Genomic DNA, 25,658 nt, shown 5'->3' with positions numbered 1-25,658 from the left:
AATTATAATTACAATATGGGATTAATGACATTTTTGCGTAACCGTGCGGGCTATATCCTGGTCTTCGCCATCGGTTTTGCAATTGTTGCATTTTTAGTAGGTGATGCAATTAACGTGGGTAAACCTTTCTGGTCAGCAAATCAGAAGGTAGTGGGTTCTGTCGATGGAAATGATATCAGCATTGATGATTTTCAACCTAAAGTAGATCAAAGCCTGAATCAATTCAAACAACAATACGGCGGAAGCTTAAACCCACAGATGACTGCAATGGCAGTAGATCAGGCCTGGAATGCTGAATTGGGGAAAGTATTATTAACCAAAGAATACGATCGTTTAGGCCTTACCGTTTCTGAAGATGAGTTAGTAGACTTGTTACAGGGTCAAAATCCAAGCCCGCTGATTAAACAATATTTTGCCAATCCGCAGACAGGGCAGTTAGACCGCGCAACCTTAATGAACTTTCTGAAATCAAAAGAACCACAGGCTTTACAGCAGTCTACCCTTTTACAACAGGAAATTACAAATCAGGCTTTGCAGACTAAATATTCAAACCTGATCCGCAATTCTGTTTATGTAACCTCACTGGAAGCAACAGATGAATATACCAACCGGAATAAACTGGCTAACTTTAAATATGTAAGCCTGGATTATTCCAGTATCCCGGATGCCACTGTGAAATTAACGGATGCAGATTATAGTGCTTATTACGATCAAAATAAAGCGCGTTTCAATAATCCACAGGAAAGCCGCTCTTTTGATTATGTTTCTTTTGACATTAAACCTACTTCAGGTGATTCAGCAGCAGTTAAGTCACAAATAGACAAAATCGCAGCCGACTTTAAAACGGCTAAAAACGATTCTCTTTTTGCAGCAATCAATTCAGAAGTAAAAGTTCCGTTTACTTATTTAACAAAAGGTAAATTAGATCCGGCAGTAGATTCAGCAGTTTTTGCGCTTCCGGCAGGAAGTTTTTACGGTCCTGTTTTATCAAATAATTCATATAAACTGGTTAAGGTGGTGGATACCCGTTTCTCTCCTGATTCGGTAAAGGCCAGCCATATCTTAATTGATCCGGCTAAAGTTGGCGGAGAAGATAAAGCCATCAAGTTGGCAGATTCATTAAAAGGCCTGATTCAAAAAGGCGGTAACTTTGCCCAGTTGGCGAAAACCTATAGTGTAGATGGTTCTAAAGATAAAGGCGGCGAGCTGGGTACATTTGCACGTGGCGCTATGGTGCCGGAATTTGAGAATGCTGTATTTGATGGAAAAGCCGGTGATATCAAAGTGGTTAAATCGCAGTTTGGTGTGCATGTTATTAAAATTGAAAAACAAATCGGTTCATCTAAAGTGGCTAAGCTGGCTTATATAGAAAAAGCATTGGCTCCAAGCAGTAAAACTCAGGCGGTAGCATACAAAGCAGCCAGTAGTTTTCTAAACGATGTTAAAGGGAAAGATTTTTCAAAATACGCAAAAGACAAAGGGTTAAAAGTTGCAGTGGCTGATAAGGTTTCGGCCATTCAGGGGTTTGCGCCAGGATTAGATAATCCACGTAAATTAATTCAGGATGCCTATGCCGCCGATCAGGGTGATGTATTACCTGAAATCTACACCATGACCAATGCTTATGTGGTTGCCCACCTGACTGATGTTAAACCAAAAGGTACCTTAACTTTAGCGCAGGTTAAAAAAGAAATTGAACCGATGGTTCGCAATGCCGTGAAGGCCAAAATGCTGACAGATAAATTTAACAGTGCCGGCAAAGCAAGCCTGGCTCAGGTTGCTTCTAAAGTTGGGCGTACAGTTAATCCTGTACAAAACATTGTTTTTGCAAACCCTATTCTTCCGGGCATTGCGCAGGAAAATAAATTAGTGGGAAGTGTATTTGGTGCTCAGCCAGGTAAAGTTTCTGCTCCGGTAGATGGCGAACGCGGTGTTTATGTGTTTTCTGTTGATGGATTTACCAATCCTGCACCCATTGCCAACATGTTTAAGCAAAAGGAAAGCATGCTGTTGAGTTTAGGACAACGTTCTTTACAATCGGCTTTTCAGGCCTTACAGGATAATGCCAAGATAAAAGACAATCGCGTGAAATTCTATTAATCAGAAAATGCGTAATTTTGTAACCGTTCCGAAGCATATTCGGAACGGTTTTTTTATTTAAGGCCATGGACATCCAAGAAAATATCATCAATAAAGTAGCCAACAGTGGATTAATGACGTTAAACCTGGAAGATTTTTATCACCAGGGTGAACGGGTAATCTATGACATCAAAGAAAATCTTTTCCATGGGCTGATGCTAAGGGAAAAAGATTTCAGGGCATTTATAAAAGAACATGACTGGGCGCAATATCAGGATAAAAATATAGCCATTATCTGTTCTGCTGATGCCATTGTGCCTACCTGGGCATATATGCTGCTGGCCAATAAAATGAATCCTTATGCCAATGAGGTGGTTTTTGGGGGCATCGATACCTTAGAAGCTGTACTCATGACTAAGGCATTATCTAAAATCAATCCTGCAGATTATGCGAATGAGCGTGTGGTCATCAAAGGTTGCGGCGATATTGATATTCCGGTATCCGCCTATGTGGAAATTACCAACCTGTTAACACCCGTTGTAAAAAGCATAATGTTTGGCGAACCCTGCTCTACTGTTCCAGTATTTAAAAGAAAAGATTAAATTGGTTTGCTTTTTGTATACCTTTCAGGATTCAGCATTTTAGGTAAGTTCTCTTTGAATCTACATACTATACACAAAAGTAAATGAAACAAATATTTTTAACTTTTCTGGCCGTTAGTTTAACCTTAACAGGTATTGCACAACAATTGCCTTTAAAAAAGGAGCCTGTTTTTCAGGAAGGTGAAGAATTGCAATATAGGCTCCGTTATGGTTTTATTACCGCTGCAGAAGCTACAATAAAAGTGACCAATTCTGATTTGAAGTTTGATAACAAGCCTACATACAGGCTGTCAGTTGATGCGCATACATCCGGTACATTTGATGTGTTTTACAAAATCAGAGACCGGTATGATTCCTATATTGATAAAACAGATTTACTGCCCTACTTCTATCAGGAGAATATCAGGGAGTCGAGTTACAAAAGACAGGATAAGGCGCGGTTTAACCAGGATGGAAAAAAAGTTGTATCCAACCGGGGCACATTCAGCACACCGACCACGCAGACTTTTGATTTAGTATCTGCATATTATTTCGCCAGAAGCCTGGACATCAGTAAAATGAAAATAGGCGATACCTTTAAACTCAATTATTTTCTTCAGGATGAGATCTCTGCGCTGGAAGTAGCATATGTGGGTAAGGAAACCATCAAAAGTAAACTGGGCAATATAAGGTGCCTCAAATTTAGTCCGTCCATTAAACCCGGCCGGATCTTTAAAAAAGACAGCCGACTGTATCTCTGGGTAACAGATGATGGAAACCGGGTGCCGGTAAAGGCCCAGGTAGAAATATTGGTGGGTGCGGTCACCATGGAATTAAAATCAGCTGCAGGTTTAAAATATGCCTTGGCAAAAGAATAATGATGATAGAAGTTGAACAGGTGCTGGTGCACGAAGATGTATTAAAAGAGAATTTTGTTTGTAACCTGAGCAAATGTAAAGGGATTTGTTGTGTAGAGGGCGATTCCGGTGCGCCGCTTGATCAGGAAGAAACAGCAATTTTAACTGAAATTTACCCTAAAATCAAACACCTCTTAAATGAGAAGGGCATTAAAGCGATCGAAGAACAGGGTACTTACGTGGTCGATGAAGATGGTGATCTGACTACCCCATGTGTAGATAAAAATAAAGAATGTGCTTATGTGCTTTTTGAAAATGGCATCACCAAATGCGCCATTGAGAAAGCTTATGAAGAAGGCATCGTGGAGTGGCAGAAACCCATATCCTGCCACCTGTATCCTATCCGCATTACCAAATACCCCGAATTTGATGTATTAAATTATGATCGCTGGCATATCTGTCACGATGCCTGTACCTTTGGAAGAGAACTGAAAGTTCCTGTTTATAGTTTTTTGAAGGGGCCGCTCATCAGAAAATATGGTGAAGAGTGGTATAAGGAACTGGAAAGTTCGGTTGCTGCATTGTGATCAATGTACGTTAAGATGAGTCAGTTACTAAGGCTTAAATGTCCCTCAGGTAGTTGAGTTGTAATTTGCAAAGGTCAGCATCAAATTGTTTATTTGTAATAACTATGTTATTTTAGCCAATTGAAAATACTTAATATACTGTGAAAAAAATTCTAATCACTGGTGGGGCAGGCTTTATAGGCTCTCATGTAGTTCGTCGATTTGTTCAAAATTATCCTGATTACCAAATCGTAAACCTGGATAAGCTTACCTACGCAGGTAACCTGGCCAATTTAACCGATATCGAAAATGAGCCGAATTATCGTTTTGTAAAAGAAGATATTACTGATGCGGTTGCCATGAGCGATTTGTTTGCGAAAGAAAATTTTGATGCAGTAATTCACCTGGCTGCAGAAAGCCATGTAGACCGTTCCATTTCAGACCCGACAGCTTTTGTGATGACCAATGTTATCGGTACCGTTAATTTGCTTAACGCCGCACGCGAACACTGGAAAGGCCAATATGATCAAAAGCGCTTTTATCATGTGAGTACGGATGAGGTTTATGGCGCGCTGGGTGAGGAAGGTATGTTTACAGAAACGACTGCTTATGATCCGCATAGCCCTTATTCGGCATCAAAAGCCAGTTCTGATCACTTTGTCAGGGCTTATCATGATACTTACGGAATGGATTGTGTCATTTCCAATTGCTCTAATAATTATGGTTCGCACCACTTTCCGGAAAAATTAATTCCGCTGGCCATCAACAACATTAAAAATAATAAACCCGTTCCGGTATATGGTAAAGGTGAAAATGTGCGCGACTGGCTTTGGGTAGAAGACCATGCCAGGGCGATTGATGTAATTTTTCACCAGTCTAAAACAGGCGATACCTATAATATTGGTGGCCATAATGAATGGAAAAATATTGATCTCATCCATTTGCTTTGCGAAATTATGGATGAGAAATTAGGCCGTGAAAAGGGTGAATCAGCCAAACTGATTACCTATGTTACTGATCGTGCCGGCCATGATTTACGTTATGCCATCGATTCTACCAAACTGCAGAATCAGTTAGACTGGGTACCTAGTCTGCAATTCGAAGAAGGCTTAGCCAAAACCGTTGACTGGTACCTGCAGAACGAAGAATGGTTAAATAACGTCACCTCAGGAAATTATCAGTCTTATTACGAGAAGCAGTACAGCGAAAAATAATGGAAATTGAACAAACAGGATTAAAAGACTGCATCATTATCAAACCCAGGGTTTTTGAAGATCCAAGGGGATATTTCTTCGAAAGTTTTAACAAACAAACTTTTGAAGAAAAAACAGGTTTATCCGGCGATTTTGTGCAGGATAACCAATCTTATTCTGCTTACGGTGTTATCCGTGGCTTACATGCGCAGACTGGTGCTTTCGCACAAGCCAAACTGGTGCGGGTAACCAAGGGTGAGGTATTGGATGTGGCTGTAGATGCACGTCCGGGTTCACCCACTTATGGGCAGCATGTGGCTGTGCGTTTAAGTGCAGAAAATAAGTTACAATTGTATATTCCAAGGGGTTTTGTTCATGGTTTCTCCGTATTAAGTGAAACGGCCGAATTCCTTTATAAATGTGATAATTTCTTCAATAAAGCCTCAGAAACAGGCGTCATTTATAATGATGCGGATCTAAACATCGACTGGATGATTCCTCAGGATCAGCAGTCTGTTTCAGAAAAGGATCTTTTGTTAAAAACTTTTGCAGAACTGCATCATGGATAAGATTGTTGTAATTGGTGCCGGAGGCCAGCTGGGGCAATGCCTGAAAACTGTAGCTTCCAGACGCGGCATCACAGAAATTGTATTCCCCTCAGAAACTGATGCGAATATCCTGAATCTGGAAGGCCTTCAGAATTTGTTAGCTAAAGCACAACCCGCATTTGTCATCAACTGTGCGGCCTATACAGCCGTGGATAAAGCAGAAGATGAAGTGGAATTAGCGAAAGCGGTAAATGAAACCGGTGCCGCTAACCTGGCCATTGCCTGTGCTGATGCAGGAGCAACGTTGATTCATGTATCCACTGATTTTGTATTTGAAGGCCATGAGGTAAAACTTCTTTTGGAAAGTGATATTGCCAATCCGGTTAATGTATATGGACAGACTAAACTTGATGGGGAAAAGGCGGTAATCGCCTTACTAAAATCTCATTTTATTCTTCGTACAAGCTGGTTATATTCAGAGTATGCCAATAATTTTGTCAAAACCATGCTGAAGCTGGGGGCTGACCGTGATGAATTAAATATCATTGCCGATCAGGTTGGTACACCAACCTATGCCATTGATTTAGCGAATGCTATTTTTGATATTATTGAATCTGGTTCTGATGCGTATGGCATTTATCATTACAGCAATGAGGGCGTAACGTCCTGGTTTGATTTTGCAAAAGCAATTTTTGATATCAGCAATACAGCGGTTAAGGTAAACCCTATTCCGGGGTCTGCCTACCCCACAAAGGCCACCAGGCCGGCATTTTCAGTGATGGATAAAACAAAAATCAAAGAAACGTTTCATCTGGAGATCCCTTATTGGAGACACAGCCTGGTTGAATGTATCAAACAAATTAATAATAGTTAAACTAAAACAGGTATTGGCTGAGTATTCCTCAGATCTAATGTCTCAAATCTTGAATCTGATATGAAAGGTATAATTCTTGCCGGCGGAAGCGGAACCCGCTTACACCCACTTACACTTGCCTGCAGTAAACAAATGATGCCGGTTTATGATAAGCCCATGATCTATTATCCCTTGTCAACTTTAATGCTGGCCGGGATTAAAGAAATTCTCATCATTTCCACACCACATGATCTGCCTAACTTTGAAAAATTATTAGGTGATGGATCTGCCATTGGGTGTAAGCTGAGTTATGCGGTGCAGGCCGAGCCGAATGGTTTAGCGCAGGCTTTTGTCATTGGTGAGGAATTTATCGGTCAGGATAAAGTGGCGCTTGTATTGGGTGATAATATCTTCCATGGTGATGGAATGGCCAAATTACTGCAATCCAGTTCAGACCCGGATGGCGGTGTTGTATTTGCCTATCAGGTTTCTGATCCGGAACGTTATGGGGTAGTGGAATTTGATGCAGACAAAAAAGCGATTTCTATTGAAGAGAAACCGGTTTCTCCCAAATCAGATTATGCCGTTCCGGGTTTATACTTTTACGATAATGAAGTGGTTGAAATTGCTAAAAATATTAAACCTTCACCTCGTGGGGAATATGAAATTACGGATATTAACCGCATTTACCTCGAACGTGGAAAACTGAAAGTTGGTGTTTTAAGTCGTGGTACAGCCTGGTTAGATACCGGAACATTTACCTCTTTAATGCAGGCGGGGCAGTTTGTGCAGATCATCGAAGAACGCCAGGGCTTAAAGATTGGCTGTATTGAAGAAATCGCCTATCGCATGGGCTTTATAGATGCGGAGCAATTGAGAACGATTGCAACGCCATTGGTTAAAAGCGGATATGGTGCTTACCTGTTAAAACAGATTAAATAGCCTACTCGATTTCCTTTTAAATCCCAGATTAAGATAAATTCTTAACCTGGGATTTTTTTATGGGCAGATCAGCTAAGTTCATCGTCATTCCGATCGCCGTAGCGGAATCTTTGAACTGCACAGGTTGTTGAAGTCCAATCATCGCTCGCGCTGTCTTCGCAAACAGGTATGGCGCTTGTACAGGAATCTTTAAAAACAGCAAGCTTAGCCGGTTCAAAAATCCTCCCCATTGTTTTTTCTTCCCTTCATGCGTGCTTTGCCTTGTATCTTTTGGGGTGGTTGAAAGATCAACTTAAAGCATCCTTGATTTATCTTATCTTTGCCCAATCACCAAAATAAAAATGAATAAAAACAAACAGATGGCCATTATCGGCCTTGGGTATGTTGGCCTGCCTTTAGCCATCGAGTTTGCCAAACACTTTCGTGTAATTGGGTTTGATATTAATGAAAGCAGGGTCAGGAGTCTTGGTAATTTAATCGATCTTACCCATGAGGCCAATCTTCCTGATCTTGCGCAGGTATTGGCAACAGCCGAACAAGACCGGGGCCTGATGTTAAGTTCCAGCCGCGCTGATCTTGCCAATGCGCAGATTTATATCGTTACCGTACCTACACCTATTGATCACCTGAAGAGGCCGGATCTTCAGCCGCTATTGAAGGCCAGTGAAATGATTGGTTCTGTTTTAAAAAAAGGTGATATCGTTATTTATGAATCCACCGTATATCCAGGTTGTACAGAAGAAGACTGTGTGCCTGTGTTGGAGCGGGTTTCAGGGCTTCAATACAATCAGGATTTCTTTTGTGGTTATTCGCCTGAGCGGATCAATCCCGGCGATAAGGTGAACACCCTCACCAAAATTAAAAAAGTTACATCAGGTTCTACACCCCAGATTGCAGATGAAGTTGATGCACTTTATGCCACAATCATTACGGCCGGAACACACCTGGCACCCAGCATTAAAGTGGCAGAAGCATCCAAAGCCATTGAAAACGCACAACGTGATGTAAACATTTCCTTTGTAAATGAGCTGGCACTCATTTTCGACCGGATGGAGATTGATACCGCTGATGTACTCGCCGCGGCAGCCACCAAATGGAATTTTTTAAATTACAAGCCCGGTTTAGTCGGGGGGCACTGTATAGGCGTCGACCCTTATTACCTGGCGCACAAATCAGAAGCACTGGGCTATAAGCCGGAAGTGATTTTATCAGGAAGACGGGTGAATGATAATATGGGGATGTTTGTCGCCAATAAGATCATCAAAATGCTGGTGGCCCGAAACAAGCCTATCCAGGGTGCTAAAGTATTGATCCTCGGGTTTACCTTCAAAGAAAATTGCCCGGATACCAGGAATACCAAGGTAATTGATATTTATAAGGAACTACAGTCATTCAGTATCGAGGCCGATATTTATGATCCATGGGCGAGCCCGGCAGAGGTGAAGCTGGAATATGGAATTGACCTGATTGCTGCAGATGATTTTATGCCTTATGATGCGGTGATACTGGCCGTAGCACATGCCGCTTATCAGAAAATTGATTTCCAGTCATGGAAAGACAGCGGAACTATTATTTTTGATACAAAGGCCTTCATTGATCGTGCTGCGGTAGATGCCAGGTTGTAAGGATTTTTAATAAAATCATAAAACATTTCTTTTGATTTTTCGTTTCCAATTTAGTTTATCCCTTTATTATGATTACGAAAATTGAAATCCTTGGCATTGCTGCCGTAGTTTTTTCTAATTTAATCGCATACCTCGCCCTTAAACGTTTAAAAGAAAATGAAAAGCGTAAAGAACGCAATAGGTTTAACAGGCAAAATTCACTTACTTAATCTTTGTTTTTAAGGAAATCTTTAAATCATCTGACAGGAAATCTGATCAATGCTTAACCCCTGTTTTCTAAAATACAGCGTGCTTTATCAATCAAATGAATTATTCAGTATGTTTGCAGTTCGAGAATTAGAATAGTTTATGAAAGTTGCTTTAATTACAGGTGTAACTGGACAGGATGGTGCATACCTTGCAGAATTTTTACTTAAAAAAGGATATTTTGTGCATGGCATCAAAAGGCGTGCTTCGTCTTTTAATACCGACCGCATTGATCACCTGTACCAGGATCAGCATGAAAGCAATGTGCGTTTCAAACTGCATTATGGTGATTTAACTGATTCGACCAATCTGATCAGGATTGTTCAGGAAGTGCAACCCGATGAAATTTACAATCTTGCGGCCATGAGCCATGTGCAGGTGAGTTTTGAAATGCCGGAATATACAGCCAATGCAGATGGTCTCGGCACCTTACGCTTATTGGAGGCGGTCAGGATATTGGGTTTAACCCAAAAAACAAAAATCTATCAGGCTTCCACATCTGAGCTTTATGGATTGGTACAGGCGGTTCCGCAAAGCGAAACCACACCTTTTTATCCGCGTTCGCCCTATGCGGCAGCTAAAATGTATGCCTACTGGATCACGGTAAATTACCGTGAGGCCTACCAGATGTTTGCCTGCAATGGTATATTATTTAACCATGAAAGTCCGCTGCGTGGTGAAACCTTCGTTACCAGGAAAATTACCAGGGCCTCCTGTAAAATTGCCCTGGGTTTACAGCAGTGTTTATATTTAGGTAATCTTTCTGCCCAGAGAGATTGGGGGCATGCCAAAGATTACATCGAAGCCATGTGGTTAATTCTGCAGCAGGATCAGCCGGAAGATTTTGTAATTGCCACCGGGGTAACCACCACAGTTCGCGATTTTGTGCGCATGAGTTTTGCCGAACTGGGTATCGAAATTGAATTTTCCGGTAAGGATGAACACGAAAAAGGCGTGATTATTGATGTTGATCAGGATTGTATTGCACGTTTAGGGTTAAATGCTGAAAACCTTAAACCAGGGCAAACGGTTGTGCGGGTTGATCCAAAGTATTTCAGGCCTACCGAAGTTGATTTATTACTGGGCGATCCCACCAAATCCAAAACAAAACTGGGCTGGACACCTCAATATGACCTGCCTTTATTGGTAAAAGATATGATCTCATCTGATCTGAATTTAATGAAGAAGGATGAATACCTTAAACAAGGTGGTTACAGAACGCTGAATTATTTTGAATAAGAAGAAAAAGAATACTGAATATATGATGAGCCACTTTGGAATATTCCGGATTAAATATCTGATTTAAAATAGTATAGCGTAGTGGGTGTATAGAATTAAGTTCTTTTTATGTTGTGAATTAAAACAAATAAAAATAACTGTCAAGAATTTTAAAGAGTAGGGCGGCTAAATTTAATGATAAGGATAAGAGTCGCTTTTTAAATAATTATTTTAACAACTATTCAGTATTCTGATAAAAATGTTTAACTTTTTTAGTAAAAAAAATAAAATTACGGATATTTCCTGGTTAGGAATAGACATGCATTCGCACATTCTTCCTGGTATTGATGATGGTTCGCCCGATGTGGCCACTTCATTAAGATTTGTGAAGGCATTGGAGGATCTGGGTTTCGATCAATTGATTGCAACCCCCCATATCTTTAAGGAATTGTATCCGAATACCAAACTCAGCATAGATCAGGCCCGGTTTGCCTTGCAGCTGGCCATGGATCAGGCAAAGGTTTCATTAAAATTAGATTCCGGGGCGGAATATATGATCGATCAGGATTTTGACCTGGAAGCAGAAATGTGCCCTATTCAACAAAAGTTTCTGTTAATTGAAATGTCCTATCTGAATGAAAGTCCGAATATCAGTCAACGGGTTTTTGATGTAGAAATTAAAGGATACAGGCCTATTCTGGCGCATCCTGAGCGTTATACGTTCTATTTTAAAGATAGGACAAGACTCAACCGCTTTAAAGACAAAGGCTGCTTGTTGCAATTAAATCTGTTGTCAATTGTGGGTTATTATGGCAAAGAAGTAAAGCAATTTGCAGAATATCTGTTAAAAGAAAACATGTATGACCTTGCCGGAACAGACCTGCACCACGATAAACACCTCAATACCCTTACGGAAGCTGTTCAAAGCGGAAAGCTATATGATTTACTGGGTCATTATCCATTTAAAAATAAAGAGCTTTTCGGACAGGATATGACACAAACCATTTAAATGCGCTAAGCCTGACCCGCTATACCATGCGCAAGCGTAAAACATGTGTTCATGTTTGATATGCTTTCCTGTGCAATGAAATAATTTTGTATTTTTGGTGCAATATAGCATATCAATAAAATGAAAATTTGTGCATGCTCGTGATGGCATCAACACGATCCGCACTTTTTTCATAAAAAACCTACACATGAAGTTTAAAAATTTACTTAAGGCCCTGTTACTTTTCTTTGCCTTTTTTCTCTCCACATCCTTATCTGCGCAAACCAATTATGCTGATGTAAAGGTGGATGAACTGAGCGATGCCAAAATCAGGGAGCTGATGCAGCGGGCAGAATCTATCGGCTATAATGATGCCCAGCTGGAGCAGCTAGCACTGGCCCAGGGTATGCCACAAACTGAAATTGAGAAACTGCGTGTCAGGGTAGAGAAAATCAGAAAGCAGGATGGAACCGGTACAACCAATACCAGTACCAATACCGGTCAGGCGGCAAATAAGCCTTTTGTAGATGTAGAACGTTCAAGGGTCAATAGTGCACAAAGTAAAATAGATTCGCTCAAAAAGATCAATAACTCTCTCTCAGGACAGGCTCTGGCCAATGCCAATGCCTTAAATAACCTGAAAATATTTGGCGAGGAACTTTTCGGATCAGGTACACAAACCTTTGAGCCCAACCTGAGAATGGCTACGCCTAAGAGTTATGTGGTAGGTCCTGATGATGAGTTATTGATCGATATTACCGGTGATAACGAAGTCAGTTACAAATCAAAAGTGAGTCCGGATGGTACCATCAGGGTTCAATACGTGGGGCTTATTTCTGTAGCAGGGCTGAACATTGAGCAGGCCACTTCTAAAATCAGGTCTTCGCTTGCCGGTACCTATCCGGCCATTAAATCTGGCCGAACTTCCGTATCGATCACGCTGGGTAACATTAAAAGTATCACCATCATGGTGGTGGGTGAAGCAACCAGGCCGGGCGCCTATACGGTATCTTCCCTGTCTTCCTTATTCAATATCTTAAGTATTGCGGGTGGCCCGAATAAAAACGGTACTTACCGGAACATTCAGGTGATCCGGAACAATAAAGTCATTTATACGGTTGATATTTACGATTTCCTGCTTAACGGGCTTCAAAAAGGCAATATCCGCCTGCAGGATCAGGATGTCATCAATGTACCGGTATACCAAACCCGTATCACATTATCCGGTGAAGTGAAACGTCCGGCTTATTTCGAAATTAAAGCTACTGAAACACTGGCCGATGCCCTGCGTTTTGCAGGCGGCTTTTCTAATGATGCCTATTCCGCACAGATAAAAGTATTGCAGAATACGAACAGGGAACGTAAAATTACAGACATTCCGGAATCTGATTTTCAAACCTATCAACCTCAAAATGGCGATAAGTTTCTGGTCGAGAAAATTCTGGACCGCTTTGCCAACCGGGTGGAAATTGATGGGGCTGTTTTTCGTCCGGGACAATATGAACTTGATGATCAGCTGACGCTGAAAGGCCTGATTCAAAAAGCAGATGGGGTTAAAGAGGATGCCTTTTTAAACAGGGGTTATATTTCGAGGTTAAATGCCGATAACAGTTTGGCACTGGTTTCTTTTGATCTGGGCAAAATTTTAGCCGGTACTGAACCGGATATCAGGTTGCAGCGGGAAGACCGGGTCAGCATTAAATCAATATTTCAGTTACGGGAAGAATTCAGGGTGACCATTCAGGGAGAAGTGAGACAGCCGGGCACTTTTATGTATGCAGAAGGAATGAACCTGGAATCTTTAATCCAGATGGCGGGTGGCTTCAGGGAAAGCGCCACACCAAACAGAATTGAAATCTCCAGAAGAATTAAAAACAGCGATGCCACCTCGGTCTCGGCACAAACGGCAGAGGTATTTACAGTTAATGTAGATCCGGATTTAAAATTACAGGACCAGGATTTTTCCTTAAAGCCATTTGATATTGTGTCCATCAGAAGTTCGGAAAGTTACCATACGCAACGCCAGATTAAAATTGAAGGTGAAGTGTTATATCCGGGGATATACACCATCACCAAAAAAGACGAAAGGATTTCTGATATAATTAAAAGGGCTGGAGGATTAAGTCCGCTGGCTTATGTAGAAGGTGCATCTTTAAGGCGGACTGGTAAAGGCGATTTACGGATGGACAGCCTGGAAACCAGAAGAGAAGAACGCGAGAAATTGTTAAACCTGCAGCGTTTAAAGCAATCAGGCGCAAGGGATACCACCAGTTTAGATAAAGACCTTGAAATATTAAGAAGTGACCTGGTTGGGATCGACCTGAAAAAGATCATGAATAAGCCATTATCACGTAACGACCTGATTGTAGAAAACGGAGATGTGATCCGGGTACCCAAAGAGCTGCAAACCGTTCGGGTAACAGGCGAAGTTTTAAAACCCAACAGCATTGTGTATACCAAAGGCAAAAGCTTTACCGGTTACATCAGTGGCTCAGGCGGTTTCAGCTATAATGCATACCGAAAAGGTGCATTTATTGTATACTCCAACGGATCTGTTGCTGCCAACCGGAAATTTTTGTTCTTCAATAATTTTCCGCAGGTAAAACCGGGTGCTGAAATTTTTGTGCCGAAAAGGGCGGAGCGTGAGAAGCTCAATGCCGCTACGTTTATTGGAATATCAACAGGTATCGCCTCACTGGCTGCCATTATTGTGAGTTTATTACGTTAAGCCATGTCTGAAATCCATCATAAAGAAGTTACGCTGAAGGAACTGGCCATCAAAACAAATGAGTGGTTATCCTATCTCCGGTCGAAATGGCTGATCATGCTGATCGGCTGCCTATGCGGCATGGTATTGGGCTACCTCTATGCGACCTATAAAAAACCAAAGTATGTAGCGGCAAGTACTTTTGCTCTGGAAGATGCAAATGGCGGCGGAAGCCTCGGACAGATGGCGGGTTTGGCTTCTATGGTGGGTATTGACATTGGCGGTTCAGGAAACGGAGGAGTGTTTCAAGGTGATAATCTCATTGAATTGTATAAATCCAGGAACATGATCCAGAAGTCACTTTTAAATGAGGCTGATTTTAATGGCAAAAAACAGTTATTGATTGATCGGTACCTGGAATTTAATCACCTGAAGGAGAAATGGGCCAAACATCCGGTGCTGAAAAATATCAACTTTAAGCTAAAACAAAATGACCGTTTAACCAGGGCTCAGGACAGTGTTCTTGGTGAAGTCGTTAAAGAAATCGGGAAAAACAACCTGGTGGTCACCAAGCCTGATAAGAAATTAAGTATTTTAAAGGTTCAGGTGACTTCTAAAGACGAATTATTTTCCAAGGCATTTGATGATGAGATTGTCAAGAATGTGAATGAATTTTATGTGCAAACGAAGACAAAAAAATCATTGCAGAACGTGGCCATTCTGCAGCATCAAACCGATTCAGTGAAGCGGGAATTAAACGGCGCACTGGCTGGTATGGCTTCTTTAACGGATGCCAATCCCAATCCTAACCCGGCCAGGCAAATCCTGAAGGTACCCTCCCAACGGAGACAGGTGGATGCACAGGCCAATACAGCCATTCTGACGGAGCTGGTGAAAAACCTGGAAATGTCAAAAGTATCACAACGCAAGGAAATGCCCTTAATTCAGATGATCGATGCACCGGTTTTACCTTTAACCAAACTGGCGACCACCAAAACCCAGGGGATGGTGGTTGGCTTCTTCCTGGCCGGATTTTTAATGTCGGTACTGTTATTGGTAAGACGCGGATTTTTATTGATGATTAAATAATGCATGTCGGGCTTAAAGAAAAATATTGTCTTTAATACACTCTTATCCGTTTCTCAAATCTTATTTCCGTTGGTTACCTTCCCTTATGCTTCACGCATATTGGGGCCTGAAGGTATGGGTGCCGTAAACTTTGCCGATAATTTTATTACCTACTTTTTAATTTTTTCAGCACTGGGTATTCCCTTATATGGCGTAAGGGAAATTGCGAAGGTAAAACATGATTCCATCGCACTCGGACGTGTGTATTCCGAACTGATCTTCATCCACCTCGTTACTTCATTAATTTCCATTGTGGTATTGCTGGGCATCAGCTTATCCAGTGATAAGTTATTTGCGAATTTTCAGCTTTATCAAATCGGGATGGCCATTTTACTGGGTAATGTTTTTATTGCCGAATGGTTTTTTCAGGGCATAGAAAAATTCAAATACATTGCCATCCGCACGGTGCTGATCCGTTTATTCACCATCATATTGCTTTTTGCCCTGGTGCATACGGTGGCCGACCGGAATATCTATTATGCCCTAAATCTGGTGGCTACCCTGCTGGCTGCTGCTACCAATATGTATTCTGTCAGTAAGCTGGTCAAAATCTCTTTTAAAAACCTGACCCTCCGGCACCACCTGAAACCACTCTTCATTATCTTTTCCAATAGCATCATCACCACCATTTACCTGGTTTTTGATACCATCATATTGGGCTTTTTAACCAGTGATGTCTATGTAGGTTATTATTCTGCTTCCATGCGGATCAGTAAAATTTCGCTGGCCGTCATTGGCGTTTTATCAGCAGTGCTGTTACCCAGGCTGACCATTGCTTTTAAAGCCGAAAACTGGGCGGAGGCCCGATTACTGCTGCACAAATCCATCAACTTTGTGGTATTTTTAAGTATTCCCATTGCCATTGGTACGTATTGCCTGTCAGAAGAAATTATCCGCTTATTTGCCGGTCAGAAATATTTGCCGGCCGTAAGCTCCTTACAAATTCTATGTTTCATTGTGGTATTTGTGGGTATGGCACAGGTTTTTGCACATCAGATTCTTTTGCCCCTGCATCAGGAGCGTAAAATTCTGTATGCCTCATTGTTCGGCGTTTTTGTGAGTCTGGGTTTAAATTTCTTACTGATCCCCATCTATAAGCAAAATGGTGCAGCGATTAGTTCACTGGCTACAGAATGCAGTGTAACCATGCTTTTGTTCTTTTTTTCGTTTAAACTGTTTAAGGTAAAGTTTCCTGTGCTAGAAACATTACAGGCCTTATTTACTTCGGCTTTGTTTTTTCTGATTAAAATGCTGGTGCTGAAAATCAGCAGCCTGCCTATCGTGGTTGTCATCATTACCGTGCCCCTGTGCGGCCTGGTTTATCTGTTTATGCAGGTATGGGTTTGGAAAAACAGGAATGTTTTAGAAGTATTGGCAGGTTTTGGCCCCTTAAAGTTTTTACAAAAAATTTAATTATGAAAGCTTGTGTTGTAATTCCGGTGTATACAGATCAGATTGGTTCATTTGAGCAGATCTCCATGGATCAGTGTTTCCGGATACTGGCTAACCATGATATCTATTTTATCGCACCCAGAAGACTGGAAGGCTTTATCCGGAATCACAATTATGTGCTTAATCATCAGGCCGGTTATAAGCTTTATGACGATCAGTTTTTTGCCGATATTCCGGCTTATAACCGGTTAATGAAGTACCATGGTTTATATGCCAGCTTTTTAGCTTACGATTTTATGCTCATTCATCAACTGGATGCCTTTGTATTTAGGGACGAATTGATGGACTGGTGTAAAAAGGGATACGATAATATCGGAGCACCGCTGTTTGAAGGACATGATTTGGCCGGAACAGATAGTCCGCTGGTGAGTTTAGGCAATGGCGGCTTTTGCCTTCGGAAGGTGAGAAAGTGTTATGAAGTGGTCACGAAGTTTAAAAAACTGAAGTTTACCCGCACATTTGATGATACAAACCGGCCGTTTTACATCAATTTTTACCGTTATATCAAACACCAGATGGTTTATATTTATGCTGGTTATCCTTTTCAGCCCATCATCAATGAAGATCTGTTCTGGTCAGAAGTGATTCCTCATAATTTTCCTGATTTCAAATTACCCACAATCGGTGAAGCCATGAAATTCAGCTTTGAAGTGAACCCAGAGGTATTGTTTGAGCTGAATCACCACAAATTGCCTTTTGGCTGCCATGCCTGGTGGAAGTATAATTTAGCGTTCTGGCAAAAGCACATCAACGCATACGGGTATCATATTAAGGTTGATTAAAGTTTATAAAAATTTGCACATTTGTAATCTATGGGAATAAAACTGCGCCTGTTGCAATCCAATGATGGAGAATACTTTCTTGATTGTATTGATGAGTTATACCGTACAATAGAAAAGGCACCTGCAGGTTTTGACCCAGCGCGTAAAATGCTTAAACACTCCCGTTTTAAGTCTTTCGTTGTTAGAAAACTGACCCGGTATCCATCCTTATTTAAACTGCGGTTAAGATTTAAACAGGAACTTGCTGTTAATTTTGTTTCCATGATCAGCGGCGATTTCAGGTTGCTTATTCCCTATGCTTTTAAAACAAAACTGAACTTTGTGTACATGTACGATGTGTGGCCAAGGTTTCACCGCTGGATTTTCCCGCTTCTTGATTTTTTTAATGTATATTATGTATTCTTCTCCTCTAAACAGGTGATGGAGAATTTTAATCAGAATTATAGCCATATTAAATGCCGGGCCATCTGGCTTCCCGAAGCTTTATCTGCTCAGGATTATCATTTCAAGGCATACCATGACAAAGAAATTGATGTGCTTGAATTTGGCCGGATGTATGATGAATACCATCATCTGATCACCGGGCCGCTTCAGCTCAACGGAAAGCATCACGTCTACAGGAAACCGGGAATGAATTTACTTTTTCCTGATAAGCCTGCTTTTTCTGCGGCACTGGCGGCAGCTAAGATTGTCATTTGTGTACCCTCTAATATCACTCACCCTCACCGGGCAGAATATATTTCTTCCATGACGTTAAGGTATCTTCAGGCAATGGCTTCCAAATGTTTGATTGTCGGTGTTTTACCTTCGGATATGGCAGAATTATTCGGCTATAATCCGATCGTTGAGATTGACATGGACCATGCCGGAGACCAGATGCTCAATGTTCTGGCCAGTTATGAGGATTATCATGCACTGATTGAACGGAATTATAATCATGTGATTCGCCATCATCAATGGGAAAACCGCTGGCAGGTGATTCAGGAAAAAATACAGGAAGCTTTATGATGGAACCTTTGGTGAGTATTATTATTCCTGCTTTCAATTATGGTCATCTGATCGTAGAAACCCTGCAGAGCATCATCAAACAACGCTACCTTCACTGGGAGTGTATCATCATTGATGATGGTTCAACAGACCATACCGCCGAAGTGGTGGCCGGCTTTATCGCGGCGCATCCAACCTATCGCATCACTTTTCATCCGGTGAAAAACGGGGGCACATCCGCCGCAAAAAATGCGGGCATCCGGCTGGCGAAAGGCAAATACCTTCAGTTTTTAGATGCCGATGATCTCTTGAGTGCAGAGAAATTAAGCATTCAGGTGGCCCTGGCAGAAACATCAGGTGCTGGCCTGGTTTTTTCTAAAGCAGTCTTTTTTACCGGAGAAGCTACAGCACGAGAAGAAATTCAGAAATATCCTGCCGGCTTTTTAGCAGCGGAAACCTTAAGTGATGTTGAACTTTTAAAAAGGCAGGTGACCAATAATATCTTAACCATCAATAGTCCATTGGTAAAAAAAGAACTCATCATCGCAGCAGGCCTGTTTGATCAGGATTTGAAAAACAATGAAGACTGGTTGCTGTGGTTTAAGGTGGCCATGCACCATCCGCATTTTATTTTTGACGGGGATGACCGTTCCTGCGCGTTGATCAGGGTACATGGAAAAAGCGCCATCAACAATAAAAGAAACATGTTTTTAGGCGAAGTAGTGGTCCGGAACCATATGGATCAGGCACTTTCCACATTACAGGATCCAAAAGCAATGGCATGGTTAAAGAAACTGAACCTGGATTTACTGGCCCTTCATGAAGTACGTTCGCTCGGTGTTTTAAAGGCGTTTGGGTATATTTTCAGTAATTTTGTAAAAAATCCGCTTCAGGAGTGGCCCCTGCTCAAAAAGGGAATGTTAAAATTAGGCATCAGGATGTATAAAACGATCAGATAAATGGGTATTAAACCTTATATATTAGTACTCATTATTGGTGCATTGCTGTTTATAGATGTTTACCTGCTGGCAAGGTATGCGTCATGGGGTTGCAGCCTGGAAGAGCTCGTCCCCTTTGCCACCTTCCTGCTGGTAGCAGAGGGATTATCGGTCTTCTCCGTGATCAGGTTCGGGCAAATCATCAACCCTTTTACCATTTACAGCATTTTTGTATACATCGCCGGTTTCTCCTTCCTGATGGTTTCAGACAGGCAAATGGGGTACGAATGGCAGTTTGTTTTGGTATTGGCTTTTAGCGTAGCCTTTTTTATCATTGGCGGGCTGGTATCCATGAAAACATTTTCCTTTAGTCTTAAAAATTATATCCAGCCGTTAAGCCCCAGGTTAAGCCTGGCCTTTTTATTACTGGTTTTTATAGCGGGTATAGGCGTCTTTATCATGGAAGTAGGCCAGTTGGGTTATTTACCGGTACTAAATTTAGGAAATGCCGCCGTGTACCAGGATATCAATGAAAATGATGTTACCCCCCTGCATAACTTTATTGTACTCAATTCGGTATTGCCGGCCATGTTCTATATCCTGTATAAGAAAAAGACCTTACGTTTCTGGCAGTTTCTGGCACTCAGTTTTGTCTGCGTTTTTATTATCCTTAACTTTTTCAGCCGGCAAATCATCGTCCTGTTTTTCTTTTCGATGCTGATTGCCTACAGCTATTATAAAACCATTCCCTTACTCCGGCTTTTTTCTATCGGTGCGGCCTGTATCGTCCTGTTTGTTATATTGGGCCAGTTGCGGGGTGGCTCAGCAGAAGACGATAAAGAAATGTCCGTCAATGAATTTTTAAGGGATTACGGCGATATTACCAAGCCCACCAATATTATTGAAACCTACCTGTCCCTGTATGGGGCCGTTAATTTTTCTACCGGAAATGAAATTGTCAGTACGGCTTTACGGGATGATTATGTTAGTTATGGGGCCTATTCTGCCAGACCCCTTATTACCGTACTACCCATTGATAAAAATGCCATTTATCCGCCGCTATACAGTTCATATACCAAAATCGGGACTTATATGGTAGATCCATTTCTGGATTTCAGGTGGTTTGGTGTAATCGTCCTGAATTTTTTATATGGGTTTTTATCCATGAATGCCTTTAAAAATTACATGTCTAAAAATGGCGAATATTATATTGTAGAATGGTCCTTATTTATATTCTGCATCTTTATGAGTTCATTTACAAATTTTTACCACATGTTTTTTGTGGCTTTCTTTTTCATTGTCAACCGGATAGCCATTAAATAAACATGAAAGAAGCACCGGTATTAACAATCCTGATGGCCACTTATAATGGTGCCGAATACCTAGAGAAACAACTGGATAGTATTTTAAATCAATCCTATGAAGCCTGGGAGCTGATCATTCGTGATGACCGGTCTACCGATGCGACTCCTGAGATCATTCACAGCTATGTGCGAAAAGATGCACGCGTGACATGTATTCAGTATGGTTCGGTGCATGGTTCTGCCTGTCGCAATTTTTCCCAGCTTTTCGATTGGGCTTATGAAAACAATAAATCATATGTTTTATTTGCAGATCAGGATGACATCTGGCTGGTGAACAAGCTGGAGCGTTCACTTGCAGGTTTATTAAAAAATGAAGCGATTTATGGGTCAGATTATCCATTGCTTTGTTATGCCAACCTTACCTTTATTGATGAGCATGATCATCGGATCGATGCCCGCCTGCCATTGCCCGCTCAGCTCAGTTTACCGGTATTAATGAATGAAAACTATGCCTGGGGCTGCACCATGATCTTAAACCGGGCGGCCGTCCAAAAAATAAAACACATTCCGGCCGAGTCGGTTAACCATGATTATTATGCTGCATTGGTGATTGGTGCTTTTGGTAAAAATATCTTAATTGATGAAGACCTCATCCTTTACCGGCAGCATCAAAAAAATGTAAGTGGTAATGTAAACAAAATGACTTTCATGAGCCGGTTTAACCGGTACTTCAGCGACACAACCTATATGCTGAAGCCTTTGGTCCATAATTACGAATTGCTGCAGTCTTTTTTTGACCGTTACCAGAATGAATTGTCTGATCAACAGGTGAAGATGATCAGCAGTTTTCTTCACCAGTATCAGAAAAGCTTTATGGCATTGTTCAGGACCATGTGGAGATACCATATTTTTAAAATCGGTTTAGGCAAAAATGTCGTTTACCTGTATACTTTGTTCCTGTTGCGCAAAAAGGTGATGGCAAAGGTTAAGACTGGGGGATTTAAATGAAGATACACTTTGATAATATTATTTACAGCCTGCAAAGGGCAGGCGGCATTTCCACTTACTGGACGGAGCTGATTTACAGGCTGCTGCGTGATCAGTATGAAATGACGTTTACAGAATTGCCTCATCAGAATATTTCCCGTGCAGGCTTACATATTCCTGAACAAAGCCGAACCCTGACGCAGGGCGGACGACTTTTATTCAACCGTTTTAAGATACTGTCTTTAAGAGCAGAAAAAGATCCCTTTATTTTTCATTCCAGCTATAACCGCATTACTTCCAATCCTCATGCGCAGCAGGTGCTGACCATTCACGATTTTGTACACGAAAAGTTTTACAGCGGCTTACGCCGGTACCTGCACCTTCATCAGAAAAATAAGGCTATCGGCCTTGCTGAAAAAATTATTGTCGTGTCTGAGCATACCAAACAGGATTTACTTCACTTTCATCCCTATTTAAAGGAGGAAAACATTGCGGTAATCTATAATGGTGTCTCCGAAAGCTTCTATCCGCTTAATGATGTCTGTAATCAAAAGCTCAATCCCTATCTGCTTTTTATCGGATCAAGAGCCCATTATAAAAATTTTAATTTTGCCGTTGAACTTTTAGGCCGACTAACCGATTTTAACTTTTATATAGTAGGTTCGTCACTTTCGGAAAAAGAAATCCGTTTACTGAACCAAAAAATTCCTGGCAGGTGGAAGATGTTCACTAATATAGACAATGAGCAGTTAAACCGGGTGTACAATGCGGCTTATGCTTTAATTTATCCCTCTTCATATGAGGGTTTTGGAATTCCTTTACTCGAAGTGATGAAAACTGGAACTCCTTTTGTAGCCTTAAATCAATCTTCTATTCCGGAAGTAGCCGGAAATGCCGGGATTTTGGTAGATGAGCTCGATCTTGATGCTTTTGAACAGGCCATTCTACAGATTAATGGGAATGAGGCATTACTGAAAGAGAAAGGGCAAACACAGGCCGGTAAATTTTCATGGGAGAAATGTTTCCACGAAACCCTACAGGTATACCACGATTTAGGACAATGAAAATTTCAATCATTACTGTAGTCTACAACAACCATAAAACCATTCAAACAGCTATTGATTCTGTTTTAGGTCAAGATTATGACGATATAGAATATATGATCATTGATGGCAAATCAACAGACGGCACCATGGATGTGATCCGTCGTTATGGTAAAGCCATTAGCCAGGTCATTTCTGAACCTGATCAGGGCATTTATGATGCCATGAATAAGGGTATAGCACATTGTACAGGCGATGTCATCGGTATTCTGAATTCGGATGACGTATATGCAGACCCGAATGTGTTGAAGGAAGTGATGCAGGTGTTTGCGCAAGACCCTGAACTGGATATGCTCTATGGAGATTTGGTGTACGTTAAAAATAACGACCTGAACCAGGTGGTTCGCCGGTGGACTTCGAAAAGCTACTACCCTACGTTTTTTGAAGATGGCCATGTACCGCCGCATCCCTCACTTTTTGTGAAGCGTGAAGTGTATCAACAGGTTGGTTTATTTAACCTGGATATGCGGCTGGCTGCAGATTATGAGTTGATGCTGCGGGTTTTTAAACTTAACCGGTATAAGAGCCGGTATATCAATCGTTTATTTGTTAAAATGCGTTTGGGTGGTGCAACCAATGCCAGTATTAAAAATATCGTTCGGGGCAACCAGGAAATTTTAAGGGCATGGAAAATCAATAATTTTAAGGCTCCTTTTCTGCTGATGCCTAAAAGAATGGTTAAAAGATTAATTCAATTTGCCAGATGACCATTCTATTAACAGGTGCCAATGGTTTTCTGGGTAAGGCTATTGGCCATCATTTCGCTGCTGAAACCATGATCCGCCTGGGCAGAACAACAGGTGAGGTGAGGGCGGATCTGCAACAGGAACTTCCACTACTTCCTGTTGCAGACCTGGTTATCCATGCAGCAGGTAAGGCACACGCTGTTCCCGGAACAGCAGCAGAAAGTGCCGCCTTTGAACATGTAAACGTGGGGGGTACGCGCCGTTTGCTTCAGGCATTGAGTCAGGCAGCCCGTTTACCCAGGTATTTTGTCTTCATCAGTTCCATTGCCGTTTATGGCCTGGAACATGGGGTGCTAATTGATGAGAATCATCCTTTAGGTGCTACCGACCCTTATGGAAAGAGTAAAATTGAAGCGGAGCAGCTGGTAGAAAAATGGTGCCGGGACAATGATGTGGTTTGTACCATTCTCCGCCTGCCACTGCTGGCGGGTAAAAATCCTCCGGGTAATTTACAGGCCATGATCAAGGGCATCGCCAAAGGCTATTACTTTGACATCAAGGTTCCTCCTGTAAAAAAGAGCATGGTGCTCATTGAGGATGTGGCTGTTTTTATAGAAAAGATTTACCAGATTGGCGGCACTTACCACTTAACAGATGGATATCATCCGGGTTTCAGTGAAATTTCCCATCTGATGGCCAGACAGCTGGGTAAAAGAAAGCCAAAAGCTATACCATATGTTTTAATCAGGACCATGGCCTATGTAGGGAATTTTTTAGGCCCGCGATTCCCGATCAATATCCGGAAGCTGGAAAAAATGACCAATACTTTAACTTTTACAGATCAAAAGGCCAGAACAATAACCAACTGGCAATCCAGAGCTGTTCTGGAACATTTTAAGATATGATTGACTTTACCCTGATTTTATTTACGGTTGTGCTGTTTGGCATGATGTTGCTCTACCTTCGGATTGCAGATAAATATGATATTATCGACAAGCCAAATGCCCGGAGTTCTCATGCTGTTCATACCATCAGGGGCGGCGGAATTATTTTTCCCATGGCCTTGCTGCTTGAATTTGCCTTTTCTGGTTTCCAGTATGGCTGGTTCATATTGGGTTTGGTCCTGATCAGTGCGGTTAGCTTTCTGGATGACCTTAAACCACAAAAAGCCAGGTTACGTTTCAGTGTGCACCTCCTTGCAGTAGCCCTGCTGTTTTATGAGCTGCAGCTCTTTGTTTTGCCCTGGTATCTCGTGGTATTGGCCTTGTTTTTTGTCATCGGCAGCATCAATGCCGTAAATTTTATGGATGGCATCAACGGGATAACTGGTGGGTATGCGCTGGTTACTTTACTGACATTGTGTTACATCAATATTAAAATCGTATCCTTTACCGATCAACGGATGCTGCTGGCGGCCATTATTGCGCTACTGGTTTTCAATTGTTTCAACTTCCGGAGGGTAGCGAGGTGTTTTGCCGGAGATGTGGGCAGTGTAAGTATCGCTTTTATCATGCTTTTCTTTATGCTCCGGCTCATTATGGTAACTGAAAACTTCAATTATATTTTATTACTGCTGGTCTACGGTCTGGATGTGGTGAGCACCATAATTTTCAGGATGATCAGAAGGGAAAATATTGTGGAAGCCCATCGCACTCATTTTTATCAGTTTCTGGTGAATGAGAAAAAAAAGCCACATTTAATAGTGGCCACGGCTTATTGTATGGTACAATTGGCCGTTAATGCGGGGGTGATTTACTGGTCTGTAAACAAATTATCTTATCTTGCGCTGGTTTTGGTGATAACAGGTACGTTTATTGTAGTGTCCCGGTTGATCATTCAGGGCAAAAGGCAGTTGGTTGATCGCACCTACGCAGAAAATAGTTAAAAA

Annotated in this window: 24 protein-coding genes; all 24 read left to right on the top strand. The window is 41.6% G+C overall.

Annotated elements, in window-relative coordinates; genetic code table 11:
* Nucleotides 1-15 precede the first annotated feature (15 nt).
* The 24 genes from CBW18_RS09535 (at nt 16) to CBW18_RS09425 (ending at nt 25,655) form a co-directional block, all read left to right on the top strand.
* On the top strand, nt 16-2,100 hold the full coding sequence (locus CBW18_RS09535) for a SurA N-terminal domain-containing protein (protein WP_088301051.1): 2,085 nt from the start codon (nt 16-18) through the stop codon (nt 2,098-2,100).
* A gap of 65 nt (nt 2,101-2,165) precedes the next feature.
* Entirely contained in the window at nt 2,166-2,681 is a 516-nt protein-coding gene (locus CBW18_RS09530; protein ID WP_088301050.1) for a DUF2480 family protein, read from the top strand.
* Nucleotides 2,682-2,764: 83 nt separating this feature from the next.
* The gene (locus tag CBW18_RS09525) at nt 2,765-3,538 is read left to right on the top strand and encodes a DUF3108 domain-containing protein (protein WP_088301049.1); all 774 of its coding nucleotides are present in this window, start codon (nt 2,765-2,767) and stop codon (nt 3,536-3,538) included.
* Between the two features lie 2 nt (nt 3,539-3,540).
* Nucleotides 3,541-4,104, top strand: a complete 564-nt coding sequence (locus CBW18_RS09520; protein ID WP_088301362.1) for a DUF3109 family protein — start codon at nt 3,541-3,543, stop codon at nt 4,102-4,104.
* A 140-nt stretch (nt 4,105-4,244) separates the two neighbouring features.
* On the top strand, nt 4,245-5,297 hold the full coding sequence (gene rfbB / locus CBW18_RS09515) for a dTDP-glucose 4,6-dehydratase (protein WP_088301048.1): 1,053 nt from the start codon (nt 4,245-4,247) through the stop codon (nt 5,295-5,297).
* Nucleotides 5,297-5,845, top strand: a complete 549-nt coding sequence (gene rfbC / locus CBW18_RS09510) for a dTDP-4-dehydrorhamnose 3,5-epimerase (RefSeq protein ID WP_088301047.1) — start codon at nt 5,297-5,299, stop codon at nt 5,843-5,845. Before rfbB ends, rfbC begins: the two co-directional genes overlap by 1 nt.
* On the top strand, nt 5,838-6,698 hold the full coding sequence (rfbD, locus tag CBW18_RS09505; RefSeq protein WP_088301046.1) for a dTDP-4-dehydrorhamnose reductase: 861 nt from the start codon (nt 5,838-5,840) through the stop codon (nt 6,696-6,698). The genes rfbC and rfbD overlap by 8 nt, the downstream gene beginning before the upstream one ends.
* Before the next feature lie 60 nt (nt 6,699-6,758).
* Entirely contained in the window at nt 6,759-7,619 is an 861-nt protein-coding gene (gene rfbA, locus CBW18_RS09500) for a glucose-1-phosphate thymidylyltransferase RfbA (protein ID WP_088301045.1), read from the top strand.
* Nucleotides 7,620-7,960: 341 nt separating this feature from the next.
* Nucleotides 7,961-9,244 (top strand): nucleotide sugar dehydrogenase, encoded by a 1,284-nt coding sequence (locus tag CBW18_RS09495; protein ID WP_088301044.1) that lies wholly within the window; start codon nt 7,961-7,963, stop codon nt 9,242-9,244.
* Between the two features lie 68 nt (nt 9,245-9,312).
* On the top strand, nt 9,313-9,453 hold the full coding sequence (locus CBW18_RS21360; RefSeq protein WP_172406482.1) for a hypothetical protein: 141 nt from the start codon (nt 9,313-9,315) through the stop codon (nt 9,451-9,453).
* Between the two features lie 139 nt (nt 9,454-9,592).
* Complete coding sequence (gmd, locus tag CBW18_RS09490; RefSeq protein ID WP_088301043.1) at nt 9,593-10,729, top strand: GDP-mannose 4,6-dehydratase; 1,137 nt, start codon at nt 9,593-9,595, stop codon at nt 10,727-10,729.
* 238 nt (nt 10,730-10,967) lie between these two features.
* Nucleotides 10,968-11,717, top strand: a complete 750-nt coding sequence (locus CBW18_RS09485) for a tyrosine-protein phosphatase (RefSeq protein ID WP_088301042.1) — start codon at nt 10,968-10,970, stop codon at nt 11,715-11,717.
* A 187-nt stretch (nt 11,718-11,904) separates the two neighbouring features.
* The gene (locus CBW18_RS09480) at nt 11,905-14,424 is read left to right on the top strand and encodes an SLBB domain-containing protein (RefSeq protein WP_088301041.1); all 2,520 of its coding nucleotides are present in this window, start codon (nt 11,905-11,907) and stop codon (nt 14,422-14,424) included.
* A 3-nt stretch (nt 14,425-14,427) separates the two neighbouring features.
* Nucleotides 14,428-15,492, top strand: a complete 1,065-nt coding sequence (locus tag CBW18_RS09475; RefSeq protein WP_088301040.1) for a lipopolysaccharide biosynthesis protein — start codon at nt 14,428-14,430, stop codon at nt 15,490-15,492.
* A 3-nt stretch (nt 15,493-15,495) separates the two neighbouring features.
* Nucleotides 15,496-16,944: a flippase gene (locus tag CBW18_RS09470; protein WP_088301039.1), complete on the top strand. Its 1,449-nt coding sequence runs from the start codon at nt 15,496-15,498 to the stop codon at nt 16,942-16,944.
* 2 nt (nt 16,945-16,946) lie between these two features.
* The gene (locus CBW18_RS09465; RefSeq protein ID WP_088301038.1) at nt 16,947-17,765 is read left to right on the top strand and encodes a DUF5672 family protein; all 819 of its coding nucleotides are present in this window, start codon (nt 16,947-16,949) and stop codon (nt 17,763-17,765) included.
* A 30-nt stretch (nt 17,766-17,795) separates the two neighbouring features.
* Nucleotides 17,796-18,773, top strand: coding sequence for a glycosyltransferase (locus tag CBW18_RS09460; RefSeq protein WP_088301037.1), 978 nt, complete (start codon nt 17,796-17,798; stop codon nt 18,771-18,773).
* Nucleotides 18,722-19,711: a glycosyltransferase family A protein gene (locus tag CBW18_RS09455; RefSeq protein ID WP_088301036.1), complete on the top strand. Its 990-nt coding sequence runs from the start codon at nt 18,722-18,724 to the stop codon at nt 19,709-19,711. The genes CBW18_RS09460 and CBW18_RS09455 overlap by 52 nt, the downstream gene beginning before the upstream one ends.
* Nucleotides 19,712-21,013, top strand: a complete 1,302-nt coding sequence (locus CBW18_RS09450; RefSeq protein ID WP_088301035.1) for an O-antigen polymerase — start codon at nt 19,712-19,714, stop codon at nt 21,011-21,013. It abuts the gene before it with no gap.
* Nucleotides 21,014-21,015: 2 nt separating this feature from the next.
* Nucleotides 21,016-22,002, top strand: a complete 987-nt coding sequence (locus CBW18_RS09445) for a glycosyltransferase family 2 protein (protein ID WP_088301034.1) — start codon at nt 21,016-21,018, stop codon at nt 22,000-22,002.
* On the top strand, nt 21,999-23,045 hold the full coding sequence (locus CBW18_RS09440; RefSeq protein ID WP_088301033.1) for a glycosyltransferase family 1 protein: 1,047 nt from the start codon (nt 21,999-22,001) through the stop codon (nt 23,043-23,045). The genes CBW18_RS09445 and CBW18_RS09440 overlap by 4 nt, the downstream gene beginning before the upstream one ends.
* On the top strand, nt 23,042-23,791 hold the full coding sequence (locus CBW18_RS09435) for a glycosyltransferase family 2 protein (protein WP_088301032.1): 750 nt from the start codon (nt 23,042-23,044) through the stop codon (nt 23,789-23,791). Before CBW18_RS09440 ends, CBW18_RS09435 begins: the two co-directional genes overlap by 4 nt.
* Nucleotides 23,788-24,675, top strand: coding sequence for an NAD(P)-dependent oxidoreductase (locus tag CBW18_RS09430; RefSeq protein ID WP_088301031.1), 888 nt, complete (start codon nt 23,788-23,790; stop codon nt 24,673-24,675). Before CBW18_RS09435 ends, CBW18_RS09430 begins: the two co-directional genes overlap by 4 nt.
* Nucleotides 24,672-25,655, top strand: a complete 984-nt coding sequence (locus CBW18_RS09425; protein ID WP_088301030.1) for a glycosyltransferase family 4 protein — start codon at nt 24,672-24,674, stop codon at nt 25,653-25,655. Before CBW18_RS09430 ends, CBW18_RS09425 begins: the two co-directional genes overlap by 4 nt.
* Nucleotides 25,656-25,658: the final 3 nt, after the last annotated feature.

It is taken from the genome of Pedobacter sp. AJM (assembly GCF_002197755.1).
Classification (GTDB): domain Bacteria; phylum Bacteroidota; class Bacteroidia; order Sphingobacteriales; family Sphingobacteriaceae; genus Pedobacter.
This window is presented reverse-complemented; position numbering and strand designations above follow the sequence as displayed.